Origin of the sequence: Zavarzinia sp. (assembly GCF_041650655.1) — a bacterium.
GTDB lineage: Bacteria > Pseudomonadota > Alphaproteobacteria > Zavarziniales > Zavarziniaceae > Zavarzinia.
Genome location: NZ_JBAZKR010000067.1, coordinates 1 through 24,932, shown reverse-complemented (window position 1 = coordinate 24,932; position 24,932 = coordinate 1). Strand labels below are relative to the sequence as shown.

22 protein-coding genes are annotated in these 24,932 nt (G+C 69.0%); 12 read left to right on the top strand and 10 right to left on the bottom strand.

Annotated features, from left to right (window positions below; translation table 11 throughout):
• Together WC493_RS15335 and prfB are read left to right on the top strand one after the other, a co-directional pair.
• Positions 1-1,899, top strand: a 1,899-nt coding sequence (locus WC493_RS15335) for a penicillin-binding protein 1A (RefSeq protein WP_373066401.1), incomplete at its 5' end; no start/stop codon positions are given.
• A 54-nt stretch (positions 1,900-1,953) separates the two neighbouring features.
• Positions 1,954-3,085 (top strand): peptide chain release factor 2 gene (gene prfB / locus WC493_RS15330; RefSeq protein ID WP_373066400.1). Its coding sequence is split into 2 segments (ribosomal slippage): positions 1,954-2,022 and positions 2,024-3,085, totalling 1,131 coding nucleotides; the frame shifts between segments, so codons are not numbered across the junction.
• Positions 3,086-3,123: 38 nt separating this feature from the next.
• Here the strand turns inward: prfB and WC493_RS15325 are convergent.
• The 4 genes from WC493_RS15325 to WC493_RS15310 all read right to left on the bottom strand — a co-directional run bounded on the left by WC493_RS15325 (position 3,124) and on the right by WC493_RS15310 (position 8,455).
• Positions 3,124-3,567 carry a polymer-forming cytoskeletal protein gene (locus WC493_RS15325; protein ID WP_373066399.1) on the bottom strand — a complete coding sequence of 148 codons (444 nt, stop codon included), beginning with the start codon at positions 3,565-3,567 and terminating at the stop codon, positions 3,124-3,126.
• Positions 3,518-4,801, bottom strand: coding sequence for a peptidoglycan DD-metalloendopeptidase family protein (locus WC493_RS15320; protein WP_373066398.1), 1,284 nt, complete (start codon positions 4,799-4,801; stop codon positions 3,518-3,520). The genes WC493_RS15325 and WC493_RS15320 overlap by 50 nt, the downstream gene beginning before the upstream one ends.
• 184 nt (positions 4,802-4,985) lie before the next feature.
• Complete coding sequence (locus tag WC493_RS15315; protein ID WP_373066397.1) at positions 4,986-5,459, bottom strand: peroxiredoxin; 474 nt, start codon at positions 5,457-5,459, stop codon at positions 4,986-4,988.
• On the bottom strand, positions 5,456-8,455 hold the full coding sequence (locus WC493_RS15310) for a bifunctional [glutamine synthetase] adenylyltransferase/[glutamine synthetase]-adenylyl-L-tyrosine phosphorylase (RefSeq protein WP_373066396.1): 3,000 nt from the start codon (positions 8,453-8,455) through the stop codon (positions 5,456-5,458). Before WC493_RS15310 ends, WC493_RS15315 begins: the two co-directional genes overlap by 4 nt.
• A gap of 174 nt (positions 8,456-8,629) precedes the next feature.
• Here WC493_RS15310 and WC493_RS15305 point away from each other — a divergent pair, with 174 nt between their 5' ends.
• Positions 8,630-11,758: a DUF3971 domain-containing protein gene (locus WC493_RS15305; protein ID WP_373066395.1), complete on the top strand. Its 3,129-nt coding sequence runs from the start codon at positions 8,630-8,632 to the stop codon at positions 11,756-11,758.
• A 3-nt stretch (positions 11,759-11,761) separates the two neighbouring features.
• Here WC493_RS15305 and nadC read toward each other — a convergent pair whose 3' ends face one another.
• The 3 genes from nadC to nadA are packed head-to-tail and all read right to left on the bottom strand — an operon-like array spanning position 11,762 to position 15,325.
• The gene (gene nadC / locus WC493_RS15300) at positions 11,762-12,619 is read right to left on the bottom strand and encodes a carboxylating nicotinate-nucleotide diphosphorylase (protein WP_373066404.1); all 858 of its coding nucleotides are present in this window, start codon (positions 12,617-12,619) and stop codon (positions 11,762-11,764) included.
• Between the two features lie 19 nt (positions 12,620-12,638).
• A complete protein-coding gene (locus WC493_RS15295) occupies positions 12,639-14,255 on the bottom strand; it encodes an L-aspartate oxidase (RefSeq protein ID WP_373066394.1) in 1,617 nt (538 codons plus the stop codon).
• 26 nt (positions 14,256-14,281) lie between these two features.
• Complete coding sequence (gene nadA / locus WC493_RS15290; protein WP_373066393.1) at positions 14,282-15,325, bottom strand: quinolinate synthase NadA; 1,044 nt, start codon at positions 15,323-15,325, stop codon at positions 14,282-14,284.
• A 205-nt stretch (positions 15,326-15,530) separates the two neighbouring features.
• Between nadA and WC493_RS15285 the strand changes: the two genes are divergently transcribed.
• Positions 15,531-15,941: a putative toxin-antitoxin system toxin component, PIN family gene (locus WC493_RS15285; RefSeq protein ID WP_373066392.1), complete on the top strand. Its 411-nt coding sequence runs from the start codon at positions 15,531-15,533 to the stop codon at positions 15,939-15,941.
• Positions 15,938-16,183 carry a toxin-antitoxin system HicB family antitoxin gene (locus tag WC493_RS15280; protein WP_373066391.1) on the top strand — a complete coding sequence of 82 codons (246 nt, stop codon included), beginning with the start codon at positions 15,938-15,940 and terminating at the stop codon, positions 16,181-16,183. Before WC493_RS15285 ends, WC493_RS15280 begins: the two co-directional genes overlap by 4 nt.
• 9 nt (positions 16,184-16,192) lie before the next feature.
• Here the strand turns inward: WC493_RS15280 and WC493_RS15275 are convergent, their stop codons facing one another.
• Both WC493_RS15275 and tyrS read right to left on the bottom strand, forming a co-directional pair.
• A complete protein-coding gene (locus WC493_RS15275) occupies positions 16,193-17,275 on the bottom strand; it encodes a hypothetical protein (RefSeq protein WP_373066390.1) in 1,083 nt (360 codons plus the stop codon).
• A gap of 29 nt (positions 17,276-17,304) precedes the next feature.
• Positions 17,305-18,555 carry a tyrosine--tRNA ligase gene (tyrS, locus tag WC493_RS15270; RefSeq protein ID WP_373066389.1) on the bottom strand — a complete coding sequence of 417 codons (1,251 nt, stop codon included), beginning with the start codon at positions 18,553-18,555 and terminating at the stop codon, positions 17,305-17,307.
• 77 nt (positions 18,556-18,632) lie between these two features.
• On the opposite strand from tyrS, the gene WC493_RS15265 reads away from it, so the two are divergent.
• Positions 18,633-19,751: an anhydro-N-acetylmuramic acid kinase gene (locus WC493_RS15265; protein WP_373066403.1), complete on the top strand. Its 1,119-nt coding sequence runs from the start codon at positions 18,633-18,635 to the stop codon at positions 19,749-19,751.
• On the opposite strand, the gene WC493_RS15260 is transcribed toward WC493_RS15265, so the two are convergent.
• Positions 19,718-20,362, bottom strand: coding sequence for an alpha/beta hydrolase (locus tag WC493_RS15260; RefSeq protein ID WP_373066388.1), 645 nt, complete (start codon positions 20,360-20,362; stop codon positions 19,718-19,720). The genes WC493_RS15265 and WC493_RS15260 overlap by 34 nt on opposite strands.
• 235 nt (positions 20,363-20,597) lie before the next feature.
• On the opposite strand from WC493_RS15260, the gene cysE reads away from it, so the two are divergent.
• From cysE to WC493_RS15230, 6 genes are all read left to right on the top strand, one after another.
• The gene (gene cysE, locus WC493_RS15255) at positions 20,598-21,377 is read left to right on the top strand and encodes a serine O-acetyltransferase (protein ID WP_373066387.1); all 780 of its coding nucleotides are present in this window, start codon (positions 20,598-20,600) and stop codon (positions 21,375-21,377) included.
• Complete coding sequence (locus WC493_RS15250; RefSeq protein ID WP_373066386.1) at positions 21,374-21,838, top strand: Rrf2 family transcriptional regulator; 465 nt, start codon at positions 21,374-21,376, stop codon at positions 21,836-21,838. The genes cysE and WC493_RS15250 overlap by 4 nt, the downstream gene beginning before the upstream one ends.
• A 10-nt stretch (positions 21,839-21,848) precedes the next feature.
• Positions 21,849-23,003 carry a cysteine desulfurase family protein gene (locus tag WC493_RS15245; protein WP_373066385.1) on the top strand — a complete coding sequence of 385 codons (1,155 nt, stop codon included), beginning with the start codon at positions 21,849-21,851 and terminating at the stop codon, positions 23,001-23,003.
• Positions 23,004-23,043: 40 nt separating this feature from the next.
• A complete protein-coding gene (locus tag WC493_RS15240; RefSeq protein ID WP_373066402.1) occupies positions 23,044-24,255 on the top strand; it encodes an IscS subfamily cysteine desulfurase in 1,212 nt (403 codons plus the stop codon).
• Between the two features lie 26 nt (positions 24,256-24,281).
• Positions 24,282-24,668, top strand: coding sequence for a Fe-S cluster assembly scaffold IscU (gene iscU / locus WC493_RS15235; RefSeq protein ID WP_373066384.1), 387 nt, complete (start codon positions 24,282-24,284; stop codon positions 24,666-24,668).
• A gap of 24 nt (positions 24,669-24,692) precedes the next feature.
• Positions 24,693-24,932 (top strand): HesB/IscA family protein (locus tag WC493_RS15230; protein WP_373066383.1); only part of this gene is annotated, 240 nt, incomplete at its 3' end.

Genomic DNA, 24,932 nt, shown 5'->3' with positions numbered 1-24,932 from the left:
ATGGCCTATCTGGCCGCGCTGCCCAAGGCGCCGTCCAACTATCATCCGGTGCGCCAGCACGACGCGGCAGTGAAGCGCCGCAACTGGGTGCTCGACCGCATGTATGAGGACGGCCGCATCACCCGCCAGCAGTGGGAGGAGGCCAAGGCCTCGGCCCTGACCGTGCGCGATCCGAGCCAGGGCAACACCACCAAGGCAGACTATTTCGCCGAGGAAGTGCGGCGCGAGATCGCATCGCTCTACGGTGAGCCGGCGCTTTATGAGGGGGGCCTCTCGGTCCGCACCTCGATCGATCCCCATCTCCAGGCGATCGCCGACCGCACGCTCCGCGAAGGCATGATCACCTACGACCGCCGCCACGGCTGGCGCGGCCCGATCACCCGCATTCAGGCGAACGCGGACGGCTGGCTCGCCGCGCTCCGCGAAGTGCCGGCCCCGCCCGGCCTGGTGGCGCCCGGGATCGCACCGTGGCAGCTCGCCGTCGTCCTCGCGGTCGACGCCAAGGGGGCCACCATCGGCCTCGGCGACGGCTCCAGGGGCCAGATCGCCATGGCCGAACTGGCCTGGGCGCGCACCGTGCTGCCCAACCAGGGCTATGGTGCCGCCCCCCGCAAGCCCTCGGACGTGCTGGGCGTCGGCGACGTTGTCGCGGTCGAGCCGCTGAAGGCCGGGGGCTATGGCCTGCGCCAGATCCCCAATGTCGGCGCCGCCTTCGTGGCGCTGGATCCCCATACCGGCCGCGTCCTCGCCATGGTCGGCGGCTGGTCCTACAGCGAGAGCCAGTTCAACCGCGCCACCCAGGCACTGCGCCAGCCCGGCTCGACCTTCAAACCCTTCGTCTTCGCGACCGCGCTGGAAAACGGCCTGACCCCCTCGACCATGGTGCTGGACGGTCCGTTCCAGGCCGACCAGGGGCCGGGCCTGCCGCCCTGGCGGCCGGACAATTACGAGCATAATTTCATGGGGCCGATCACGCTCCGTGTCGCCCTCGAACATTCGCGCAACCTGGTCACCGCCCGGCTCGCCTTCTATCTCGGGATGGAGAAGGTGAAGGCGCTGGCCGAGCGTTTCGGCGTGGTCTCCGACATGCCGCCCTATCTCGCCATGTCGCTCGGCGCGGGCGAGACGACGCTGATGCGCATGACCGCGGCCTACGGCGAATTCGTCAACGGCGGCAAGAAGATCACGCCGAGCCTGATCGACCGCATCCAGGACCGCCGCGGCCGCACCGTGTTCAAGCACGACATGCGGCCCTGCGACGGCTGCACCGACATCGCCTTCAACGGCCAGACCCCGCCCGCGATCCCCGACACCAGGGCCGAGGTGATCGACGCCGGCACCGCCTATCAGATGGTGTCGCTCATGCAGGGCGTGGTCGAGCGCGGCACCGGCGCCCGGGTGCGCGCGGTCGGCAAGCCCCTGGCCGGCAAGACCGGCACCTCGAACGATTCGAAGGACGTGTGGTTCGTCGGCTTCTCGCCCGACCTCGTGGCCGGCGTCTTCTTCGGCTTCGACCAGCCGCGCTCGCTCGGTGCCAAGGAGACGGGTGGCCTGGTCGCCGCGCCGGTGTTCCGTGATTTCATGAAGGAAGCGCTCGAGGACAAGCCGGCGACTCCCTTCCGCATTCCGCCGGGGCTCCGGCTGGTGCGGGTCAATCCGTCGACCGGGGCGCCTGCGGCTCCCGGCGAGCCGGCGATCTTCGAGGCCTTCAAGCCGGGCACCGAGCCGTTCGGCCCGCGCCCCGTGCTGGACGGCACCAACGACGGCGCCTTCTCGCTCGACGGCGGCGCAACGACCACCGATCCCGATTTCCTGGGCGCGATCGGCGCCCCGGCCGCGCCCGGCACCCCGGCCGCGCCCAGCTCTTCCGGCGACAGTTCGACCGGCGGTCTCTATTGATCCCGAGGGGGGTTCCCGGCTATATCGGGCCTCCCTTTCAGGACCGTTGGACCCATGCGCGCGGACATCGAATCCCTCAACGCCGAAATCAAGCAGTCGCTCGAGCTGCTGAGGAGGCATCTTTGACTGGGACGTCGCCAACGTCCGCCTCGCCGAACTGAACGCCCGGGTCGAAGACCCGAGCTTGTGGAACGATCCCGCCGAAGCGCAGAAGATCATGCGCGAGCGCACCCGCCTCGATGATGCCATCGGTGCCTACCGCCGCCTCGAGGCCGAGCTCACCGATACCGTCGACCTCGCCGAAATGGCCGAGGCCGAGGGTGACGAGGGCATGGTCGACGATGCCGTGGCCAACCTCCGCCGCGTCCGCGACGAGGCGGGCGAGGCCGAAGTGAAGGCCCTGCTCTCGGGCGAGGCCGACGGCAACGACACCTATCTCGAAGTCAATGCCGGCGCCGGCGGCACCGAAGCCCAGGACTGGGCCCTGATGCTGCTCCGCATGTATACCCGCTGGGCCGAGCGCAAGGGCTACAAGGTCGAGTTGATCGAAGACAGCCCGGGCGAGCAGGCCGGCATCAAGTCGGCCACCATCATGGTCAAGGGCCTGAACGCCTATGGCTGGATGAAGACGGAATCGGGCGTGCACCGCCTGGTCCGCATCTCGCCCTTCGATTCGAACGCCCGGCGGCAGACCAGCTTTGCCTCGGTCTGGGTCTATCCGGTGGTGGACGATACGATCGAGATCGAGATCCTGGACAAGGATCTGCGGGTCGACACCTACCGCGCCTCGGGTGCCGGCGGCCAGCACGTCAACAAGACGGACTCGGCGATCCGCATCACCCATATCCCGACCGGCATCGTGGTCGCCTGCCAGGCCGACCGTTCGCAGCACAAGAACCGCTCGCAGGCCATGTCCATGCTGAAAGCCCGCCTCTACGAGCGCGAGCTGCAGATCCGGGAAGAGGCGGCCAAGGCGACCGAAGAGACCAAGACGGCGATCGGCTGGGGCCACCAGATCCGTTCCTATGTCCTGCAGCCCTATCAGATGGTCAAGGATCTGCGCACCGGCGCCGAAACCTCGGACACCCAGGGCGTGCTGAACGGCGACCTCGACCGCTTCATGGCGGCGGCGCTCGCGGCCCGAGTCGAGGGCAGCGGCGGCGCCGAAGTCGCCGACCTGGACTGATCCGGCTCTCGCCGCCGCCCGGCAAAGGGCGGCAGCGGTCAGGGATTGGTGACGATCAGCGAAGGCTTGGCGCCTTCGGCCGGCTTGGCCGGTTCGGCGGCGGCGACCGTGGGCTTGCGCTTCAGGTTGCCTTCGATGCGGGCGCCGGCCTCGACCCCGATGCTGTCGTGCAGGATGTCGCCCGCGATCACCGCGGTTGCTGCCAGTTCGACCGTGTCGGCGACGATGCGGCCTTCGACCCGGCCCCTGATATGCACCGTGTTCGCCTTGATCTCGCCGATGATGACGCCGTCCGGGCCGAGGGTCAGGCAGTTGCAGGCGAGATCGCCCTTCACGGTGCCGTCGACCTGGATGTCGCCGGTCGAGACGAGATCGCCTTCGATCGTCAGCCCTTCGGCGAGAAGCGACGGGGGCAGGCTGCTGCCGCGGTGCCTATCGCTCCGCGATGCCTTCGGGTTGCTCTGCTTGTCCTTGTTGAACATGGCTGCCGGCCTCGATGAAGGGCATGGGGTCGCGGGGAACGGTGTCGAACATCACCTCGTAATGGAGGTGTGGGCCGGTCGAGCGGCCGGAACTGCCGAGTTTGCCGACCACGTCGCCCACATCGACCTTGTCGCCGACATGGACGTCGATCGCGCTCAGATGGGCGTAGCGGGTCTGTAGCCCGAAGGCGTGGCGGATCCGGACCGAACGGCCATAAGCGCCGGCCCAGCCCGCTTCGACCACTTCGCCCGGGGCGGTCGCCATCACCGGCGTGCCGATGGGGGCCGCGAAATCGAGCCCGGGATGGAAGGCGAGGCGGCGGTTGATCGGGTCGACCCGGCTGCCGAAGCCGCTGCGCAGTTCATAGTCCTCGATCGGCCGCGCCAACGGCATGACCGGCAGGGCGGCGCGCAGCGCGTCGAGCCGGGCGATGCCGCTGGTCAGGCGCAGCAGCTTGGCGCTGTCCTCGGTCGGGCCGGCGGCGGCGAGCGCATCGAGGTCGACCATCGGCCCGCCCGAGCCGCCGTCGCTGCCCGAGACGATCTTGTCGAGGTCGATGCCGGTCGGCGTGAGCTGGCCTTCGAGCCGGGTGAGCTGGTCGGTGGTCACGGGCATCAGCCGGTCGACGAGCTGGCCCTGCACCAGTTCGAGGGTGGCGACCTGGTCCTTCAGCGCGGTGGCGCGGCGCTCGGCCTGGGTGATCTGGTCGCGCAGGCCCTGGCTCCGGCCTTCCAGGATGGCGATGCGGTCCTGCGCGACCTGCAGGCTCTCCTCGCCGTGCCAGCGCTCGATGGTGGCATGGGCGAGTTCGAGGGACAGTTGTTCGGCTTCGGTCGCCGCGGCGGCACGGGCACCGGCGGCGGCATCGGCTTCGCCCAGCAAGCGGTTCGCCGTGATGCGGGCCTCGTCCCGCTCGCGGGTGCGAAGGGCCAGTTCCTTGTCGATGGTCTGGCGCGAGACGAAGGCGATCCGCCGTTCCTCTTCCAGGGCTGCGACTTGCTGGCGCAGGCGCCGGGCTTCGGTGTCGCGCGCCGCCATGTCCTGGCGGAGCTGGGCCAGCTCGGCCGCGTTGGCCTCCAGCAACTGTTGCTCGAAAATGGTGCGCAGGCTGGCATGGCCGACCCAGGCGAGCCCGGCAAGGCCTAGGGCCAGGGCAGAGACCTGCATCCTGCGCGACAGGCGCAGCCAGCGCACGCCCCAGGGATCGCGGATCGCGATCTCACGCGGCGCCAACCACGACCGGCGCGAGGGCAGGGGGTGGGATGGCTGGGGTCTGGGCCTGGCGTCCTGCGACATGGGCTATGACGATGTGCGGCAATCGAACATGCCCCCGATTGGCACCAGAACGGAGTTTGTTGTCAACCTCGCAGGCTGTCGCAGACCCGAGCGGTCACGAAAGCGTCACGCCCCGAGCGTGTCACGCCAGGGCGCGTACCGCTTCCAGCACCGCCTCGACATGGCCGGCCACTTTCACCTTGTGCCAGACCTTGGCGATCTTGCCGGCGCCGTCGATCAGGAAGGTCGCCCGCTCGATGCCGAAATATTTCCGGCCGTAGAGGCTCTTCTCGACCCAGACGCCATAATCCTCTGTCACCTTGCCGTCGACATCGGCGCCCAGGACCACCTTGAGGCTGTGCTTGGCGGCGAATTTATCGTGCGCCGCGACCGTGTCGCGCGAGACGCCCACCACCGCAGCCCCGGCCGCCTCGAAATCGGCCAGCCGTTCGGTGAAGCCGATCGCTTCCTTGGTACAGCCCGAAGTGTCGTCCTTCGGGTAGAAATAGAGCACCAGGGGCCGGCCCTTGAAATCGGCCAGCGACAGGCTGCCGCCGCCACCGGCGGGCAGGGTGAAGCCGGGGGCCTTGTCGCCCGGTTGCGGGGCCTTGCTCATGTCGGATCCTCCAGAGGCAGAAGGGCGCCGGTGCCGGCGCCGCTGCCTGGAACATAGGCCGCGGTGGGATCGCCGACCAGCCCGGCGAAAAGGGCGCGGATCGCCGGCTGGCGCGTCGCCAGGGCGGCTTCGAGGGCGGCGAAATCGGCGAGGCCGGCGCGCCGGGCGAGCAGCGCCTTGAGGGCGGCGGGCGCGCTTTCCGGCTCGAAACCGTCGCCGGCGGTCAGGCGCAGGAGGGCGGAGAGCCCGGCCTGGAGCTCGAGCCCCCGGCTCAGCACCGCCGCCGCCTCGGCCGGCAGGGCGCCCGCTTTGGCCAGGCGGTCGATCATCGCCAGCGTGGCGGTCGGCAGTGGGCCTTCCAACTCGCGGGCGGCGATCGCCATGTGGGTCTGGGCGATGAATTCGATGTCCACCAGGCCGCCGGGAGCCAGCTTCAGGTCGAATCCGCCCTGGGGCGGCCGGTCCTTGTCCATGCGGCCGCGCATCGCCGCCATGTCGCCGGTGACCCGGGCTGCGTCGCGGGCGAGGCGCTTGGTGGCGTCCAATGCCGCCTCGACGCGGGCGGCGAAATCGGCCCCCTCGGCCGCGATCAGGCGCGCCCGGGTGAGCGCCAGATGTTCCCAGGTCCAGGCCTCGCCCCGGTAGTAATGCTCGAAGGCGGCCAGCGTCGGCACCAGCGGACCCTTGCTGCCCGCCGGGCGGAGCGCCACGTCGACCTCATAGAGGCTGCCCTCCGCGGTCAGGGCCGAGAGGGCGGCGATCAGTCGCTGGCCGAGGCGGGTGTAGTAGAGCCCGGGGGTGAGCGGTTTCGCCCCGTCCGAGCCCTGGCTGCCATCGGGCACGGCGAAGAGGAAGACGAGGTCGAGGTCCGAGGTCAGGGTGAGTTCCCGCCCGCCGAGCTTACCGAAGCCTAGCACGGCGAAACCGCCGCCGGGAACGCGGCCGTGGGCCAGGGCGAAATTCTCTGTCACGGCGGCGACCAGGCGCGTGATCACCGCCTCGGCGATCAGGGTGAAGGCTTCGGCCGCGGCCTTGGGCGCGATCAGCCCGCGCAGGAGCTGGATGCCGATGCCGAAGCGCCGGTCCGCGGTCCAGCGCCGCACCCCGTCCAGCAGGTCCTGGTAATCGGTGACGTCGCAGAAGGCGGTTTCCATGTCGGCGCGGAGCCGCGCGGCGTCGTCGATCGGGCGGAGCGCTTCACCGCCCACCACGGCGTCGAGCAGGCCGGGGCGGCGGCCCAGGGTCTCGGCCAGCAGGGGAGCGGTGCCCATGATCTCGGCCAGGAGGTCGAGCAGGCTCCGGTTGGCGTCGAGCAGGGAGAAGAGCTGCACGCCGGCCGGCAGGCGCGACAGGAACTGATCGAAGCGGACCAGGGCGGCATCCGGCTCGCCCGTCTTGACGAAGGCGGCGAGCAGCACCGGCGCCAGCCCCTCCACCAGGGCGCGCGCCCGCTCGAGGCGGAAGCAGCGATAGCGCCCGACGCGCCAGCCCGACAGGATGCCGGCCGCCCGTTCCGCCTCCTTGAAGCCGGCCGCGGCGAGCTGGGCGGCGAGGCCTGCTTCGTCCGCCGCCAGGGCCTCGATCGAGCCTGGCGGTGGTGGCGCCTCGCTGCCGCCGAAGAGGCCGGTGAAGCGGCGCTGGATCGCCGCCAGATGGCCGAGCAGGGCGGCGCGGAATTCGCCCTCGTCGCCGTAGCCCATGAAGCGGGCGAGCTTCGGGATCGCCGCCGGATCGGCGGGCATCTGGTGGGTCTGGGCGTCGTCGACCATCTGCAGCCGGTGCTCGAGGTGGCGGAGGAAGCAGTAACCCTCCGCCAGGGCCGCACGGTCGCCGTCGTCGAGCCGGCCGAGGCCGACCAGGCGGTCGAGCATGGCGAGGGTCGCCGGCTCGCGCAGTTGGGGTTCGCGCCCGCCGGCGATGAGCTGCTGGATCTGGACGAAGAATTCGACCTCGCGGATGCCGCCGGGGCCGAGCTTCACGTCCTGGCCTTCGACCGCGATCGGACCGTGGCCGTGGTGTTCGCGGATCCTCTCCTTCATGCGCTGGAGGTCGCGCACGGCGACGAAATCCAGGTGCTTGCGCCAGATGAAGGGGCGAATCGATTGCAGGAAGGCGCGCCCTGCGGCGAGGTCGCCAGCGACCGGCCGCGCCTTGATCATGGCCGCCCGTTCCCAGTTCTGGCCGAGGCTCTGGTAATAGATCTCGGCCGCGTCGGTCGAGAGGGCGACGGGCATGGCGCCGGGATCGGGCCGGAGTTGCAGGTCGACCCGGAAGACATAGCCGTCCGCCGTGCGTTCCTGGAGGATCTTGACCAGGGTCTTGGTCAGGCGAACGAAAATCTCGCCCGGGGTGAGCCGCTTGCCCGGGCGGATCACCTCGCTGTCGTAGAAGACGATCAGGTCGATGTCGCTCGAATAATTGAGCTCGCCCGCGCCGAGCTTGCCCATGCCGAGGATGATCAGGCCCGAGTCCTTCTCGGGGTCGTCGTCATGGGCGAGGGCGAGGTCGCCCGTCCGGGCCGCGGCGCGCAGCAGATGCGCGGCGGCGGCGGAAAGGGCGGCGGCGGCGAGCCGGCTCAACATGCCGGTCGTCTTCAGCACCGGCCAAGCCAGCATGAGGTCGCCGATCGCGGACGCCAACGCCACTTTCGCCTTGGCCTGGCGGAGCCGGCGCATCAAGGCCTCGGTCGTCAGATCGGCGGTAGCAGTCGGGCTCAGGCTCGGCCATACCGCGTCCAGCGCCGCCTCCGGCCCTCGTTCGACGATCTCGAGCAGGCCGGCCGGATCGCGCAATGCGAGGCCAGAGAGATAGGGGCTGTAGGTGCCGAGCAGGTGGAGCACCGGCAAGGCGTCCGGCCCGACGGCGAGGCCACGGCGGCTCGCCGCTTCGCCGAAGGCGTCGACCAGGCGGGCCGCATCCGGGTCGTCGGCCACGGGCGGGCAGGGAGGTTTCGCAGGAAGGCCGTAATTCACGCTCTGCTTCCGGAATTCGGTCACATTCGCGATTCATTGAATCGACGATGTGGTCTAGGCTGCACACGCTGCTTGCTGGCGTCGGCGCCGTCAAGCGGCGGGGCGGGGTGGTGGTTCGGTCCGAAACGAGGCGAGAAATTGGTTCGGCGTGCTTCCCGTCTGACCGCTCATGTGTTGGGTGCGGTCCTTGCGGCCGTCTTGATTGCCGGTATCGCAGTCGGCATCCGCTTGGCCATGGGGCCGATCTCCCTCGGCTTTCTCTCGCCCATGATCGAACAGGGCTTCGCCGGCAATCCCGACGGCTTGAAGCTCGTGGTCGGTGACACCGTGCTGACCTGGAGCGGGGCCGAGAATGACATCGCCCTTCAGGTCGTCGCCGTCGAGCTGCGCGACAGTAACGACGTGCTGATCGCCAAATTGCCCAGTGCCGGCATCGATCTTTCCGTGCAGGCCCTGTTGGGCGGGCGCCTGGCACCGACCGGCATCACCCTCTCCGGGGCCGAAGTGACGATTCGGCGCAATGCCGGGGGTGGTATCGAACTCGGCCTGGGCGGCGCCCAGGCGACGGAGACCGGCTCGCCCGTCGCCGAGGTGATCCAGCTTCTCCGCCGGGGACCGGGCAACAGCCCCAGCCTGCGCCGCCTGGCTCGGCTCAGCCTGTTGCGCACCCGCCTGGTGGTCGACGACGAGGTGACCGGCCGGCGCTGGACCGCCAACAATGCCGGGGCCGAGATCCTGCGCGGGGCCGACGGCGAGGTCAGCCTGGGCCTGTCCGCCTTGGTCGCCAGTGCCGGCGAGGAAATGAACCTGCGCCTGGCCGGGCGGATTCCCAAGGCAGCCGGGTCGGATGCGACGCTCGACCTCGAATTCTCCGGCGTGGTGCCGGCGCTCTTCGATTCGGGCGGCGCCACCCTCGGGGTCGCGGGCGGGCTCCTGATGCCGCTGAGCGGCCGCCTCGGCCTCGTCCTCGATGCGGATGGCACGGCGCGCCGTGCCACTTTCGACGTGACGGGGCGGAGCGGCGGGCTCGACATGCCGGACCTCTTCCCCGACGGCCTGACGCTCGACCGACTCCATCTCGCCGGCAGCTACGACATGGCGGCGGCGCGTCTCGATATCGCCAGCTTCGAGGTGGCGCGCGGGGATTTCTCGCTCTCGGCCAAGGGCGGTGCGCGTTTCGAGGCGGCGGGGCCGGCCCTCGATCTCACCGTCTCGATCGGCCGCCTTCCCGTCGACGATCTCGCCGCGCTCTGGCCGGTGCCGCTCTCGGTCAACGGCCGGCGCTGGGTCTCGCAGAACATCAAGGGCGGCCAGATCCATGACGGCGTCATGCGCCTGGTGGTGCCGCCCGGCGGCTTCGACATGTCGCCCCCGCCGGCCGACATGTTCGTCGGCGATTTCGAGATCGACGGTGCCTCGACCAATTACCTGAACGGCCTGACCCCGGTCAGCGCAATCAAGGCCAAGGCCCATATGACGGTCGACGCCATCGACGTGGCGATCCAGTCCGGCCGGGTCGACATGGGGCAGGCGGGCATCGTCAATCTCGATCAGGGCAGCGCCCGGGTCACCGATTTCAACAAGCAGGATCAGATCGGCGACATTGCCTTCACGGCCAGCGGGCCGGCGCGGGCGGCGCTCACGCTGATGAACATGGCGCCGCTCGGCTATGCCGCCAAGCTCGGCATCGATCCCGCCACGGTCGAGGGCACGCATCAGACCACGGCCCGCTTCGTGCTGCCGCTGATCGCCGACCTCGACCTCGACACGCTGAATTTCACCACCACGAGCAAGATCGACGGCCTGGCCATCGACGGCCTGGTCGGCCCCTTCGCCCTCGACCAGGGTGCGGTGACGATCACGGTCGACCAGACCAAGGCGGTCGGCAGCGGCACCGCCCGCCTGGCCGGCGTGCCCCTGAAGCTCGACTGGAGCGAGAATTTCAAGGCGCCACCCGGCGGCGTCACCACCAAGCTGAGCGCCGCCGGCACGCTCGACGACGGCGGGCGGAAGCGGCTCGGTCTCGATCTCGGCACCCGTCTCACCGGGCCGGTCGATACCACGGTCACACTGGAGGGGCGGGGCAAGGCGATCGCCGGCATCGGCGCCAGCCTGAAGCTCGACCAGGCGGCCATCGACCTGCCCGAACTCGGCTTCGCCAAGCCGGTCGGGGCTGCCTCCACCCTGTCTTTCAAGGTGGTGCCCAAGGCCGAGGGCTACCGCGTGCAGGATATCGCCGCCAAGGCGCCGGAGCTGGACCTGGCGGGTGTCGCGGACCTGACCACGGGCTTCGACCTGCTCGGCCTCGACATCGCCCGGGCGCGCTTCGGGCGGAGCGATTTCACCCTGACCGCGGTGCGCCCGGCGGTCGGCGCGCCCTATGCCGTGAAGCTTCGCGGTGCCGTGCTCGACCTCGCCAAATATATGGCCAAGGACGCACCGGAACGCCGGCCGGAGTCCGAGCGGCCCGATCCCAACGCCCCGGACGCCCTGCCGGACTTCGGCCTCGACATCGTGCTCGACCGCGTCCTGCTGGACGACAAGGCCGCGTTGACCGGCGTGAAGGCGACCGGCGACCATGCCGCCGGGCGCTGGCGCAGCCTGAAGGCGGGCGGCGCCTTCGCGGGCGACAAGGCGCGTTTCGACGTCGCCCTGACGCCTGGCACGGGCTTTCGGCAGTTCACCGTGACCTCGGGCCGGGCCGGCGACATATTGCGCCTGGTGGGCCTCAGCCCCAATGTCGAGGGCGGTTCTTTCAGCCTGACCGGGCGCGTCGACGACACCAAGCCGAACCGCCCGGTGACCGCCGAATTGGACATGCGCGACTTCCGCCTGGTCCATGCCCCCATCATGGCGCGGATCCTGACGCTCGGCTCGCTCACCGGCATCGCCGAGGCGGTGGGCGGCGAGGGCATCGGTTTCGAGGCACTGAAGGCCAATGTGCGGCAGGAGAGCGACGTTCTCCGCATCGACAAGGCGCGCGCCTATGGCAATTCGATCGGCATGACGCTGGCCGGCACCTATGACACCTGGGCGCGTTCGCTCAGCGTCGGCGGCACCATCGTGCCGTCCTACGGTCTCAACCGCTTCCTGAATGCGATCCCATTGGTCGGCGACATCTTGACCGGGGGCGAGGGCGGCGGTCTCTTCGCCTTCAACTATTCGGTGGTCGGCCCGGTGGAGGACCCGGAAATTTCGGTCAACGCGCTCTCGGCCCTGGCGCCGGGCATCCTGCGCGACATCGTCTCGGCGGTCGACGGCACCAATTCGGCGGCCGACGCCAAGGCGCCGCCGCCGGTCGAGGTGCCGCAGAAACCGGCCCCGTAAGGCTCAGGAAAAGCTGAAGTCGAGCCCGATGTCGAGCGACGGGGCGGAATGGGTGAGCCAGCCGAGCGACAGCATGTCGACGCCGGAAGCCGCATAATCCGCCACCATCTCGGGCCGGATGCCGCCCGAGGCTTCGGTGATCATACGCCCTGCGACCATGGCGACCGCCTTGCGCAGCACGTCCGGTCCCATGTTGTCGAGCAGCACGGCATCGACCGGGCGCTTCAGCAGGACTTCGAGCTGGTCCAGGCTGTCGACCTCGATCTGCACCTTCACCATATGGCCGACCCGGCCCTGGATCCGGTCCAGCACGGCGTCGAGCCCGCCCGCGGCGGCGATATGGTTGTCCTTGACCAGGATGCCGTCGTCGAGGCCGAAGCGGTGGTTCACGCCGCCGCCGACCTTGACCGCGTATTTTTCCAGCGCGCGCAGCCCCGGCGTGGTCTTTCGCGTGCAGGCGACGCGGGCGCCGTGTTTCGCGGCGTCAGCCGCCGCCCTGGCGGTGACCGTGGCGATGCCGGACAGGCGCTGCATCAGGTTGAGGGCGACACGCTCGCCCGTCATCACCGCGCGCGCCGGACCTTCGACCACGGCGACCACCTCGCCCGGTGCCACGTCCGAGCCTTCGGGGCGCAGGATCTCGACCGAAATTTCGGGCGAGACCAGGCGGAAGGTCTCGACCGCCATGGGCAGGCCGGCGATCCGCCCGGCCGGGCGGACGCGCACCTCGGTCCGGGCGCGGGCCGTTGCCGGCACCGCGACTTCGGAGGTGAGGTCGCCCGCCATGCCGAGGTCTTCGAGCAGGGCGGTCTTCAGCAGGTCCTGGTAGACGAGGGGCGACGGGGGCGAGAAATCGAACATCACGCGACGATCCGCAAAATCATTCCGCCGCGAGGGCTGCGGCATTGGTGAGGCCGGCGGTGCCGAGGCGGGCGCCCGCGGCATCCAGCACCACCGTCTGGCGATGCGCCCAGGCAGGAGCGGCGACCGGGAAATCGGTCCGGCTGTGGGCGCCCCGGCTCTCGGTCCGGGCCAGCGCCAGCAGCACGACCAGGCGGCCGACGGTCAGCAGGTTGCGCAACTCGACCGCGGCACGGACGGCCGCGGGGCCTTCGGCGGCCGGCAGGCGGGCCGCGGCGGCGGTCAGGCCCTGCAGCTTTTCGAGGGCGCGGCGAAGGCTGGCGTCGCTCCGCAGCAGGCCGGCGTCGGCCATCATCAGGGCACGCAGATCGGTCCGTACCTCGGCCGCCCGGGCGGGGTCGACACCGGCGGGCAGGGCGACGGCTTCGGCCGCGACGGGCGCGGCGGCCCGGTCCTTGGCCATGGTCAGTGCCACGCGCCGTCCGGCGACACAGGCTTCGAGCAGGGAATTGGAGGCCAGGCGATTGGCGCCATGCACGCCCGTGCCCGCCACTTCGCCGGCGGCATAGAGGCCGGACAGCGTGCTCCGCCCTTCGCCGTCCACCAGGACGCCGCCCATGTGATAATGGGCGGCCGGGGTGACCGGCACCGGGGCGGCGAAGGGATCGAGGCCGGCCTCGCGGCAGGTTTCGATCGCCTGGGGGAAGGTGGCTTCGCCCTTGGCCGCGAAGGCCGGGCGGAGGTCGAGGAAGACCTTGCCATGTTCGGCGATGCCGGCCTGGATCGCGCGGGCGACGACGTCGCGGGGGGCGAGGTCGCCCTGGGGATGCCTGCCGTGGAGCAGCGGCGTGCCGTCCGCCAGCAGCAGGCGGGCACCGGCACCGCGCAGCGCCTCGGTCAGCAGGGGCAGGGGTTCCCGGCCCTCGTCCAGCAGGGCGGTCGGGTGGAATTGCATGAATTCGAGGTCGACCAGGCTCGCCCCGGCCCGCACGGCGAGGGCGAGGCCGTCGCCGGTCGCTTCCGGCGGATTGGTGGTGCGCGACCAGAGGGCGCCCAGGCCGCCGGTGGCCAGCAGGATCTTCGGGCAGCGCAGGGTGACGAAACCTTCGCCCGCGCGATTGACCAGAAGGCCGGCGACGCGGCCCTTGGCGGTCAGGATCTCGACCGCCGTGGTCTCGCTCAGCACCGTGACCGAGGGGGTGGCGCGCAGGCGCGCGGCCAGCGCCAGGACGACGGCGCGGCCGGTGCGGTCGCCATCGGCATGGGCAACGCGGGCGCAGGAATGGGCGGCCTCGCGGCCGAGCAGCAGGGCGCCGGTGGCGGGATCGGTATCGAAGGGCACGCCCAGGCTGCGCAGAGTGGCGATCGCCTCCGGCCCGGCATCGGTCAGCCGGGCCACGGCGACGGGATCGCACAGCCCATCACCCGCCGCCATGGTGTCGGCGGCATGGGCGGACGGCTTGTCGCCCGGGCCGACGGCGGCGGCGATGCCGCCCTGGGCCTTCAGGCTGGAGCCGCCTTCGATGCCCTCGGTCTTGGTCACCAGCACGACCCGGCGGGGCGCCAGGGCGAGGGCGGCCGACAGGCCCGCGAGGCCGGAACCAACAATGACGAAATCCGCATCGATCTGGCGCATGGCCGTTCTCCCGATACGCTGAACGCTTACTTGCGACCGACCGCGATCATCCGTTCGACCGCGCGGCGCGCCTTGACTGCGATCTCCGGATCGACCTCGACCCGGGGTTCCAGGGTTTCGAGGGCGTGGAGGATCTTGGGCAGGGTGATCTTCTTCATGTGCGGGCACATGATGCAGGGGCGGACGAATTCCGTGGTCGGCGAGGCGGCCGCGATATTGTCCGACATGGAGCATTCGGTGATCATCAGCACGCGGGGCGGCTTCGCGTCGCGGACATAGTCGATCATCTTGGCGGTCGAGCCGGCGAAATCGGCTTCCGCGATCACTTCCGGCGGGCATTCCGGATGGGCGATGACGATGAGGTCGTCATAGGCGCGGCGGAAACGGCGGATCTCTTCCGGCGTGAAGCGCTCGTGCACTTCGCAGTGGCCCTTCCAGGTCAGGATCTTCACCTTGGTCTGGGTCGCCACCCATTTGGCCAGATATTCGTCCGGCAAGCAGAGCACGCGCTCCGCCCCCAGGCTCTCGACCACTTCGACCGCATTGCCCGAGGTGCAGCAGATGTCGCTCTCGGCCTTCACCGCGGCCGAAGTGTTCACATAGGTGACCACCGGGGCATCGGGATAGGTTTCGCGCAGCAGGCGGATGTCGGCCGGCGTGATGGATTCGGCAAGCGAACAGCCGGCCTCCATGTCGGGCATCAGCACGATCTTGGACGGGTTCAGCAGCTTCGCCGTCTCGGCCATGAAATGGACGCCGGCCATGACGATGACGTCGGCATCGCTCTCGGCGGCGCGCTTGGCCAGGGCAAGGCTGTCGCCCACGATGTCGGCGACGCCGTGGAAGATTTCCGGCGTCTGGTAGTTATGCGCCAGGATGACCGCGTTCCGCTGCTTCTTCAGCTTGTTGATGCGCTCGATATAGGGCGCATGGAGGTGCCACTCCTCGGCCGGCAGGACACGTTCCACCTTCGACCAGATGCCGGCCGTGGCGGCCGCCACCTCGGGCGTGAAGGGAAGTTCGGTCGCCGACACCGCGGGGGTGCCGTTTTCGGGGCTGAAGGCGTTCATCGGGCGATCCTCGACGGAGGGCGCTTATGACTGCGCAGGCGGGTTAATGCTCAGCGTGAGCATATTCTAGATATGCTCATATCGAGCATAATCAAGCCTGTCAAGAAAATGTCGCGATGGGGGATCGGCGGTGCTGGTCTACCAGAGACGCAGGGCACCGCTTTCATGTTGCCTATGAAGTGATATTCTCGGGAACATGCTCCGTATGGTTCTCGACACCACGATCCTGGTCGCGGCGCGACGCAGCCGACAGGGCGCCTCCAATGCGCTGCTGCGGGCGGTCGACGCCGGAGCCGTCCGGATGCTGGTGAGTGTTCCCTTGTTCATGGAATATGAGGCGGTGCTGTCCAGGGCCGAGCATTTGCTGGCCGCGCGGCTGACTGTGCGGGAGGTTTCGGGATTTCTCGACTACTTGGCGGGTCTGGTCGAGCCAGTCAGGCTGCACTACCTGTGGCGACCGCAACTGGGCGACATCGCGGACGAAATGGTTCTGGAGACTGCGATCAACGGCAGGGCGGATTGCCTGGTGACCTTCAATACGCGGCATTTCGGCCCGGCAGCGCGTTTCGGCATCGAAGTGATCAGGCCGGACGAAGCGATCAGGAGGATTGGATGAGCAAGGCGAATTATTCCCTGCGGTTGCAGCCGTCCTTGAAGGCGGCGGCGGAACGCCTGGCGGCGGCCGAGGGCACGAGCCTCAATCAGTTCATCAATGTGGCGGTCGCCGAGAAACTGTCGGCGCTGGAGACCGAAGCCTTTTTCAAGGACCGAGCCCAAAGGGGCTCGCGTGGCGACTTCCTGCGATTCCTCGACGAAGCGGGCGAGGAGACGCCGAGCGAGGGCGACGAACGGCCCTGAACCCGCCGCTCACCCGCCGATCTTGGGCAGGGGCAGGGGGATGCCGACGTCGTGCTTCTCCTGCATGACGTCGCGGCGGAAGCGGTAGGTTTCGGCGGGGCGGCCGCGGCCGGAGGCTTCGATCTGGCCGGTCGGCTCGACCAGGTTGCCGGTCATCACGGTGCGGCGGAAATTCTGCTTGTGCAGTTCGATGCCGGACAGCGCTTCGACCACCTTCTGCAGGCGGAACAGGGTGAATTCGGGCGGCAGCAGGTCGAAGACCACCGGGCGATAGTCGATCTTGCCGCGCAGCCTGCCCAGCGCCGAGGCGAGGATGCGCCGGTTGTCCAGCGCCATCGGGCTGCCCAGGGCCTTGGCCGCCTCCTGCTGCTCGGCCGGCACCGGCTCCGGCTCCTGGCCGGCGGCACGGGCGGCGATGGCGGCATCGCGGATCGCTTCCTTCACCAGGCCGGCGGAATAGAGCAATTCATAGCGGTCGAGGCAGCGCAGCAGGTCGAAATGGCCGGTGCCGGCGACCGGGCCGAAGGCGATCGCCGTCCGCTCCATGCGCGAGCGCGCCGTTCGCGCGTCGGGGGCGGCGTCGATCCAGCGGGTCAGGGCGGGGCGGATCACCTGCTCGATCAGGGCGGGCCGGCCCTCGCGCCAGTCCTCCCAGGGCAGGAAGGAATACCAGGAACGCCAGGCCGCTTCGCCCGAACCGGCCAGCGGCGTCTCCTGCGTCAGCGCCAGATAGGCGACGGAGACCACCCTGGGGCCGCCGGTCAACTCGCGCGGGTCGCGGTTCTGGTTGGCGAAGGTATAGAGCTGCTCGACATAGCGGAGCTCGACGCCGGTCTGTTCCGACACCCAGCGGCGCAGGCCGAGCTCCAGGGTGCGGTGATGTTCCGGCTCGAAGGGGCCGAAGGGCAGTGTCTCCGGCGCGTCGAAGGCGAGCGGGATCAGGCCCTGCTGGGCCGGCGTCGCCAGGTCGTGGGTCATGCGCCGGGCGACCAGCACGCGGGGATCTTCCTCGGTCACCGCGACGATGACCGCGGTCAGGCCGATCGAGATGCCGCGGTGGTTGTCGGTCGAGGGGACCGGGTCATCTGCCATGCTCGATCCCCTTTCTTTGTTGCCGGCGGTCAGGCCCCGACGATCAGGGCGTGACGCTTCTTGCCGGCTGAGAGTTTGACCGTGCCCTTGGCGCCGAGGTCGCTCAGTTTGGCGAATTCGTCGGTCACCGCGACATCGTCGAGCTTCACGCCGTTGCCCTTGATCAGGCGCCGCGCTTCACCGTTGGAGGCGGCCATGCCGGCCTTGACCAGAAGCTCGTAGACGGCGATGCCGGCGGCCAGCGCGGCCCCTTCGACCGCGACCTTGGGCAGCGTCTCGGCGGCGGCCCCTTCCTCGAAGGTGCGGCGCGCGGTCTCGGCCGCGGCTTCCGCCTCGGCGCGGCCGTGGGCGAGTGCCGTCGCCTCGGTCGCCAGGACCTTCTTGGCGTCGTTCAGTTCGGCCCCTTCGAGGGCTTCGAGGCGGGCGATCTCGGCTTCCGGCAGTTCGGTGAAGAGGCGCAGGAAGCGGCCGACGTCGCCGTCTTCCGTGTTGCGCCAGAACTGCCAGTAGTCGTAGGGGCTGCGCGCCTCGGCATTGAGCCAGACCGCGCCGGAAGCGGTCTTGCCCATCTTGGCGCCGGAAGCCGTGGTGATCAGCGGCGAGGTCAGGCCGTAGAGCTGGACGTCCGCCGCCTTGCGGCCGAGCTCGACGCCCTGGATGATGTTGCCCCATTGGTCGGAGCCGCCCATCTGCAGGCGAACGCCCTGGGACTTCGCCAGTTCGACGAAGTCATAGGCTTGCAGGATCATGTAGTTGAATTCGAGGAACGACAGGTTCTGCTCGCGGTCGAGGCGGATCTTCACGCTGTCCTGCGACAGCATCCGGTTGACCGAGAAATGGCGGCCGTAGTCGCGCAGGAAATCGATGTAGTTAAGCTTCGAGAGCCAGGTGTCGTTGTCGACCATGACGGCGTCGGTCGGCCCGTCGCCGAAGGTCAGGAACTTGGCGAAGACCTGCTTGATGCCGGCCAGGTTTTCGGCGATGCGGGCTGCGTCCAGCAGGGGGCGGGATTCGTCGCGGAACGAGGGATCGCCGATCTTCGTGGTGCCGCCGCCCATCAGGACGATCGGCTTGTGGCCCGCCTTCTGGAGGTTGCGCAGCATCATGATCTGGACGAGCGAGCCGACATGCAGCGAAGGTGCCGTCGCATCGAAGCCGATATAGGCGGCGAAGGGCGTCTTCTGCGCCGCGAGGGCGTCCAGGCCCTCCAGGTCCGTGCACTGGTGGATGTAGCGGCGTTCGGTCAGGACCCGCAGGAATTCGGATTTCAGGCTCGTCATGGTGGCGCTCGTGTAGCATGACCGAGGCCGCAGGGACAATCGGGGGCAGGAGCGATTCGGTCATGGCCGGGGGCATGATGAAGGCTTTGGGCTTGATGAGCGGGACTTCGCTCGACGGCATCGATCTCGCCGTCATCGAGACCGACGGCGAGAGCATCGAACGGCTCGGCGCGGTCGCCACCTATGCCCATTCGGCGGAGACCAGGGCCGCCGTCCGCGAGGCGAGCCGCCTGGTTGCCCAATGGCGCTTCGGCCAGCCGGTGCCGGCGGCCGTCGACGAAGCCGAGGCCTTGATCACCGAAGCCCATGGCGCCGCGGTCGAACGTTTCTTTTACGAGAGCGGCATGACGTCCCGCGCCGTCGACATCGTCGGTTTTCACGGCCAGACCGTGCTGCACCGGCCGAACGAGCGCCTGACCTGGCAGATCGGTGATCCGCAAGCACTGGCCGATCGCGTCGGCCTGCCGGTGGTCGGCCGTTTCCGCCTCGCCGATGTCGAGGCGGGCGGGCAGGGGGCGCCGCTCGCGCCCCTCTACCACCGGGCGTTGGCGGCGTCGCTGCCCGGTCGGCAGCGGCCGTTGGCCGTGCTGAATCTCGGCGGGGTCGGCAATTTCACCTGGATTTCGGAGCGCGCCGGGGAAGAACCGCTGGCCTTCGACACCGGTCCCGCCAACGCCCTGATCGACGACTGGGCCTTGCAGCACACGGGGATTCCGGTCGATGTCGATGGCCGCCTGGCCGCCGCCGGCCGGGTCGACACCCGCGTGCTGGCCGAGCTGATGGACAATTCCTTCTTTGCGATGGAAGCGCCGAAATCCCTCGACCGCGATCATTTCGACCTGGGCCCGCTACGCGGCCTCGGCCCGGCCGACGGGGCGGCGGTGCTGACCGCCTTCACGGCGGAAGCGGTCGCGGTCGGCACCAAGCTGTTCCCGCGCCCGGTCGATCAGGTCCTGGTGACCGGCGGCGGGCGCCGCAATCCGGTGCTGATGCAGATGATCCAGGACCGCCTGGGCATGCCCGTGCGCCCGGTCGAGGCGGTCGGCTGGCGAGGCGACAGCCTGGAGGCGGAGGCCTTCGGCTTCCTCGCCGTGCGCAGCCTGAAGGGCCTGCCGCTCAGCGTGCCGGGAACGACCGGCGTGCCGAAGCCGCAGACCGGCGGTCAGCTGTTCCGGCCGAGCCGCATGTCCAGATAGGCGCCGGTGATCCGGTTCAGGTCGTCCATCTGCTCTTCGAAGAAGTGGCCGGCGCCCTTGATCGTCTCGTATTTCACCTTGATGCCGCGCTGGTTCGACAGGCGGGTGGCGAGCTTGGCCACTTCCGGCTCGGCCACCACCTGGTCCTCGGTACCCTGGACGATCAATCCGTCGGATGGGCAGGGGGCGAGGAAGGTGAAGTCATAGCGGCTGGCCGGCGGCGAGACCGAGATGAAGCCGTTGATCTCCGGCCGGCGCATCAGGAGCTGCATGCCGATCCAGGCCCCGAAGGAGAAGCCGGCGACCCAGCATTCCGCGGCCGAGGGATTGTAGGTCTGCATCCAGTCGAGCGCCGAGGCGGCGTCGGACAGCTCGCCCGCGCCGTTGTCGAAGGCCCCCTGGCTGCGCCCGACGCCCCTGAAGTTGAAGCGCATCGCGGAAAAGCCGCGGGCGACGAACGTATGAAACAGGTTGTAGACGACCTTGTTGTTCATCGTCCCGCCATACTGCGGATGCGGGTGCAGGATCAGGGCGATAGGCGCCCCGGTCCCCGCGTGATGATAGCGGCCTTCGAGTCGCCCGGCCGGGCCATTGAAAATAATCTCAGGCATTCCGGTTCCCCTGACGCGATACCCGACGAAATCCGTCAACCGTTATGGTGGCCCTGTGGCCACACCCCGCGGACGGTGGCGCCAGGGCCGCCGCTAATACTTGACTAGATCAGTCGGACAACCTAAATCTGACTACGGCGCTCGGTCTTACGGAGACCGCGCGCCAGCATGCATGGCGGGGCGGGTTTATACACGTCCAGCTTTTGCTCATGCAAGGAATCTCGGAGGCAAGGCCATGTTCACCCGCCTGAAGGAGGAGATCGACAGCTACATCGCCCGCGATCCGGCGGCGCGATCGCGGCTCGAAGTGTTGATCGCCTATCCGAGTTTCCACGCCATCACCCTGCACCGCGTGTCGCACTGGCTGTGGCAGCGGAACTGGCGCCTCACGGCACGCTGGTTCTCCTATATCGCACGGCTGTTCACGGGGATCGAGATCCATCCGGGGGCCACCATCGGCCGGCGCCTGTTCATCGACCACGGCCTCGGAGTCGTGATCGGCGAGACGGCGGAGATCGGCGACGATGTCACCCTCTATCACGACGTCACGCTCGGCGGGCTGCTGCCCTCGGTGAATTCCAGGGCGCAGGTCGGCGTGAAGCGCCATCCGACCCTGTGCGACCGGGTCATCGTCGGTTCGGGCGCGCAGATCCTGGGGCCGATCACGGTCGCGGCGGATGCGCGTGTCGGCGCCAATGCGGTGGTCGTCGCCGATGTGGCGTCGGGCACCACGGTGGTCGGCATTCCGGCCAAGGCGGCGGGCTCGGCCCCCCGCCTGGTCGACCGGGCGCTGGACTTTTGCGCCTATGGCGCGACCGCGGGCCGCATGCCCGACCCGACGGAAGAAGAGATCGAAGGCCTGGTCGCCAGGGTCCAGGCCCTGTCCGCCCGCGTGGCGGAGCTGGAGGCCCGGCTCGGCGCCGGTGCCGAGACGCGCGGCACCGTGGTCGACGGCCCTGGTATGGTCGACGGCCCCCAGGGCCGCGAGCCGGAATTGAGGAGACGGTCGCAATGAAACTGTCGACGCGCGGGCGTTACGCCGTGATGGCCATGGTCGACCTCGCGGCCCATTCCGAGGGCGGCAAGCCGGTCACGCTGGCCGACATCGCGGAACGCCAGGAGATTTCGCTCTCCTATCTCGAACAGCTTTTCGGCAAGCTCCGCCGCGGCGAGTTGGTCAAGAGCGTGCGCGGCCCGGGTGGCGGCTATGTCCTCGGCCGCGGTGCGACCGAGACGCGGATCGCCGACATCGTTCTGGCGGTCGACGAGCCGATCAAGGCGACCCGCTGCCAGCTCGGCACCTCCAACGGCTGCCGCGGCAACCGCAGCCGCTGCGCCACCCACGACCTGTGGGAAGAGCTGAGCCACCAGATCCACCTCTATCTCTCCAGCGTCTCGCTGGCCGATGTGGTGGCCCGACGCGTGCTGGGTTCGCCCGTGCTGCCCGGCCGCGACGCGGTCGAGCGGGTCGCCTGAGGGCTGGCCGATGAACGCCGTCGCCACCTATCTCGACTACAACGCGGGCGCCCCGGCGCGCCCCGCTGTGGTCGAAGCCATGGTCGCGGCGCTCTCGATCGGCGGCAATCCGTCCTCCGTCCATCGCGCCGGCCGGCTCGCCCGCCGCGCGATCGAGGAGGCACGGGATGCGGTGGCGGCACTGGCCGGCGCCGAAGCTTCCGAAGTGATCTTCACCAGCGGTGGCACCGAGGCCAACAATCTGGCGCTCCAGGGCGCCGTCCTCGCCGGCACGGCTCGGCGCCTGCTGGTTTCCGCCGTCGAACATGATTCCGTTCGCGCCGGGGCCGAAGGCGCGGGGGTTGCCGTCGCGGTGATCCCGGTCGATCGCGAAGGCGTGGTCGATCTCGAAGCCCTCGACCGCCTGCTCGGCCAGGGGGACGGCACGGCGCTGGTCTCGGTCATGCTGGCCAACAACGAGACGGGCGTGATCCAGCCGGTCGCCGAGGTGGCGCGCATCGCCCGCGCCCATGGCGCCCTGGTTCACTGCGATGCGGTGCAGGCGGCGGGCAAGACCGGCCTCGACTTCTCTTCGCTCGACGTCGACATGATGAGCCTTTCCGCCCACAAGATCGGCGGGCCGGCCGGCGTCGGCGCCCTGGTCAAGCGGGCCGGGATCGAGCTTCGTCCGCTCTCCCTCGGCGGCGGGCAGGAATACGGCCGCCGTCCGGGCACGGAAAATCTGGCCGGTATCGCCGGTTTCGGCGCGGCGGCGAAGCTCGCGGGCGAGATGCCCGAACTCGCCCCCCTGCGCGACCGGATCGAGCGCGAGGTGCTGGCCGCGGTGCCGGGCGCCCGTGTCTTCGGCGCGGGTGCCGCCCGGCTCGACAATACCTCCTGCCTGGGTTTGACCGACGTCAAGGCGGAGACCCAGGTGATGGCGATGGACTTGGCCGGGGTTTCGATCGGTGCCGGTGCCGCCTGCTCCTCCGGCAAGGTCCGGCCGAGCCCGGTGCTGATCGCCATGGGCGAGGACGAGGCGACGGCGCGCAGCGCCATTCGGATCAGTCTCGGCTGGGCTACCAAGGTCGGCGATGTCGACCGCTTCCTGGCCGCTTATATCGAGTTTGCGGGGCGTGCGCTTGCAGCGCGGTCCGCGTCACGGAAGGAATTCAACCATGGCTGACGGCACCGGAGAGACGGTCGCGGCGGAATCCCGCCCGAATATTCATCTGCCGATCTATCTGGACTATCAGGCGACCACGCCGCTCGACCCGCGCGTGCTCGACGCCATGATGCCCTATTTCACCGGCAAGTTCGGCAATCCCCACAGCCGCAGCCATTCCTACGGCTGGGAAGCCGAGGAAGCGGTCGAGGCCGCGCGCGAGGAAGTGGCCAAGCTGATCGGCGCCGACCCGCGCGAGGTGATCTTCACCTCCGGCGCCACGGAATCGAACAATCTGGCGATCAAGGGCGTCGCCCTGTTCAACAAGGACCGGCGGAACGAGATCGTCACCGTGGTGACCGAGCACAAATGCGTGCTCGACACCTGCCGCCACCTGGAACAGGAAGGTTTCAAGGTCACCTATCTGCCGGTCCAGCAGAACGGCCTGATCGACCTCGACGATCTGCGCGCCGCGGTCACGGAGAAGACCGTGCTGGTCTCGGTGATGGCGGTGAACAACGAGATCGGCGTCGTTCAGCCGCTCGCCGAGATCGCCAAGATCGCGCATGAGAAGGGCGCCTATTTCCACACCGACGCCGCTCAAGGCGTGGGCAAGATCCCGCTCGACGTCAATGCCATGGGGATCGACCTGATGTCGATTTCCGGCCACAAGGTCTATGGCCCGAAGGGGATCGGCGCGCTCTTCGTGCGGCGGAAGCCGCGCGTCCGCCTGGTCGCCCAGATGAACGGCGGCGGGCAGGAACGCGGCATGCGCTCGGGCACGCTGTCGCCGGCGCTCTGCGTCGGCATCGGCGAGGCTTGCCGCATCGCCCGGGAAGAGATGACGGCCGACAACGAGCGGATCCGCCACCTCGCCCACAAGTTCTACGAGACGGTGAAGGCCAAGCTGCCGGACATCTATGTGAACGGCGACCTGGAGCAGCGGATCCCGGGCAACCTCAACATCTCCTTCGCCTATGTCGAGGGCGAGAGCCTGATCATGGGGATCAAGGATCTGGCGGTGTCGTCGGGTTCGGCCTGCACCTCGGCCTCATTGGAGCCGTCCTATGTGCTCCGCGCCCTCGGCGTCGAGGAGGAACTGGCCCATACCTCGATCCGCTTCGGCTTCGGCCGCTTCACCACGGAAGCCGAGATCGACTATGCCGCCGACACGATCGTGAAGCGCGTCAGCAAGCTGCGCGAAATGAGCCCGCTGTGGGAAATGGTCCAGGAAGGCATCGACATCAAGTCGATCCAATGGGCCGACCACTGAGCGACGATATTTGAGGAGTTACAGCCATGGCCTATAGCGAAAAGCTGGTCGACCACTATGAGAACCCCCGCAACGTCGGTTCTCTCGACAAGAACGACGACAATGTCGGCACCGGCCTCGTCGGCGCGCCCGCCTGCGGCGACGTGATGAAGCTGCAGATCAAGGTCTCGCCCGAGGGCCTGATCGAGGACGCCAAGTTCAAGACCTTCGGCTGCGGTTCGGCGATCGCCTCGTCGAGCCTGGTGACCGAATGGGTGAAGGGCAAGACCCTGGACGAAGCGGCGACGATCAAGAACACCGACATCGCCCAGCATCTGGCGCTGCCGCCGGTGAAGATCCATTGCTCGGTCCTGGCGGAGGACGCCATCAAGGCGGCGATCGCCGACTACAAGGCCAAGCACGGCCAGTCGTAACGTAGTGTCGAGGGAGTAGGGATCATGGCGGCCCCCGCACGTCAGATCATGGAATTGACCGAACCGGCCGCGGCGCGGGTCAGGGAACTCCTGTCCAAGCGCGGCAAGCCTTCCGCGGGTGTCCGCATCGGTGTCCGTACCGCCGGCTGCTCGGGCATGCAGTACACGCTCGAATATGCCGACGAGAAGGGCAAATACGACGAAGTGGTCGAGGACAAGGGCGTGACCATCCTGGTCGACCCCAAGGCGGTGATGTTCCTGATC

What these genes read in the sequence shown, in the direction of transcription:
- WC493_RS15325 (WP_373066399.1), bottom strand. Translation starts at nt 3,567, where the DNA reads ATGTTCAACAAGGACAAGCAGAGCAACCCGAAGGCATCGCGGAGCGAT.
- WC493_RS15315 (WP_373066397.1), bottom strand. Translation starts at nt 5,459, where the DNA reads ATGAGCAAGGCCCCGCAACCGGGCGACAAGGCCCCCGGCTTCACCCTG.
- nadC (WP_373066404.1), bottom strand. Translation starts at nt 12,619, where the DNA reads ATGTTCGATTTCTCGCCCCCGTCGCCCCTCGTCTACCAGGACCTGCTG.
- WC493_RS15295 (WP_373066394.1), bottom strand. Translation starts at nt 14,255, where the DNA reads ATGCGCCAGATCGATGCGGATTTCGTCATTGTTGGTTCCGGCCTCGCG.
- nadA (WP_373066393.1), bottom strand. Translation starts at nt 15,325, where the DNA reads ATGAACGCCTTCAGCCCCGAAAACGGCACCCCCGCGGTGTCGGCGACC.
- WC493_RS15285 (WP_373066392.1), top strand. Translation starts at nt 15,531, where the DNA reads ATGGTTCTCGACACCACGATCCTGGTCGCGGCGCGACGCAGCCGACAG.
- WC493_RS15280 (WP_373066391.1), top strand. Translation starts at nt 15,938, where the DNA reads ATGAGCAAGGCGAATTATTCCCTGCGGTTGCAGCCGTCCTTGAAGGCG.
- WC493_RS15275 (WP_373066390.1), bottom strand. Translation starts at nt 17,275, where the DNA reads ATGGCAGATGACCCGGTCCCCTCGACCGACAACCACCGCGGCATCTCG.
- tyrS (WP_373066389.1), bottom strand. Translation starts at nt 18,555, where the DNA reads ATGACGAGCCTGAAATCCGAATTCCTGCGGGTCCTGACCGAACGCCGC.
- WC493_RS15265 (WP_373066403.1), top strand. Translation starts at nt 18,633, where the DNA reads ATGAAGGCTTTGGGCTTGATGAGCGGGACTTCGCTCGACGGCATCGAT.
- WC493_RS15260 (WP_373066388.1), bottom strand. Translation starts at nt 20,362, where the DNA reads ATGCCTGAGATTATTTTCAATGGCCCGGCCGGGCGACTCGAAGGCCGC.
- cysE (WP_373066387.1), top strand. Translation starts at nt 20,598, where the DNA reads ATGTTCACCCGCCTGAAGGAGGAGATCGACAGCTACATCGCCCGCGAT.
- WC493_RS15250 (WP_373066386.1), top strand. Translation starts at nt 21,374, where the DNA reads ATGAAACTGTCGACGCGCGGGCGTTACGCCGTGATGGCCATGGTCGAC.
- WC493_RS15245 (WP_373066385.1), top strand. Translation starts at nt 21,849, where the DNA reads ATGAACGCCGTCGCCACCTATCTCGACTACAACGCGGGCGCCCCGGCG.
- iscU (WP_373066384.1), top strand. Translation starts at nt 24,282, where the DNA reads ATGGCCTATAGCGAAAAGCTGGTCGACCACTATGAGAACCCCCGCAAC.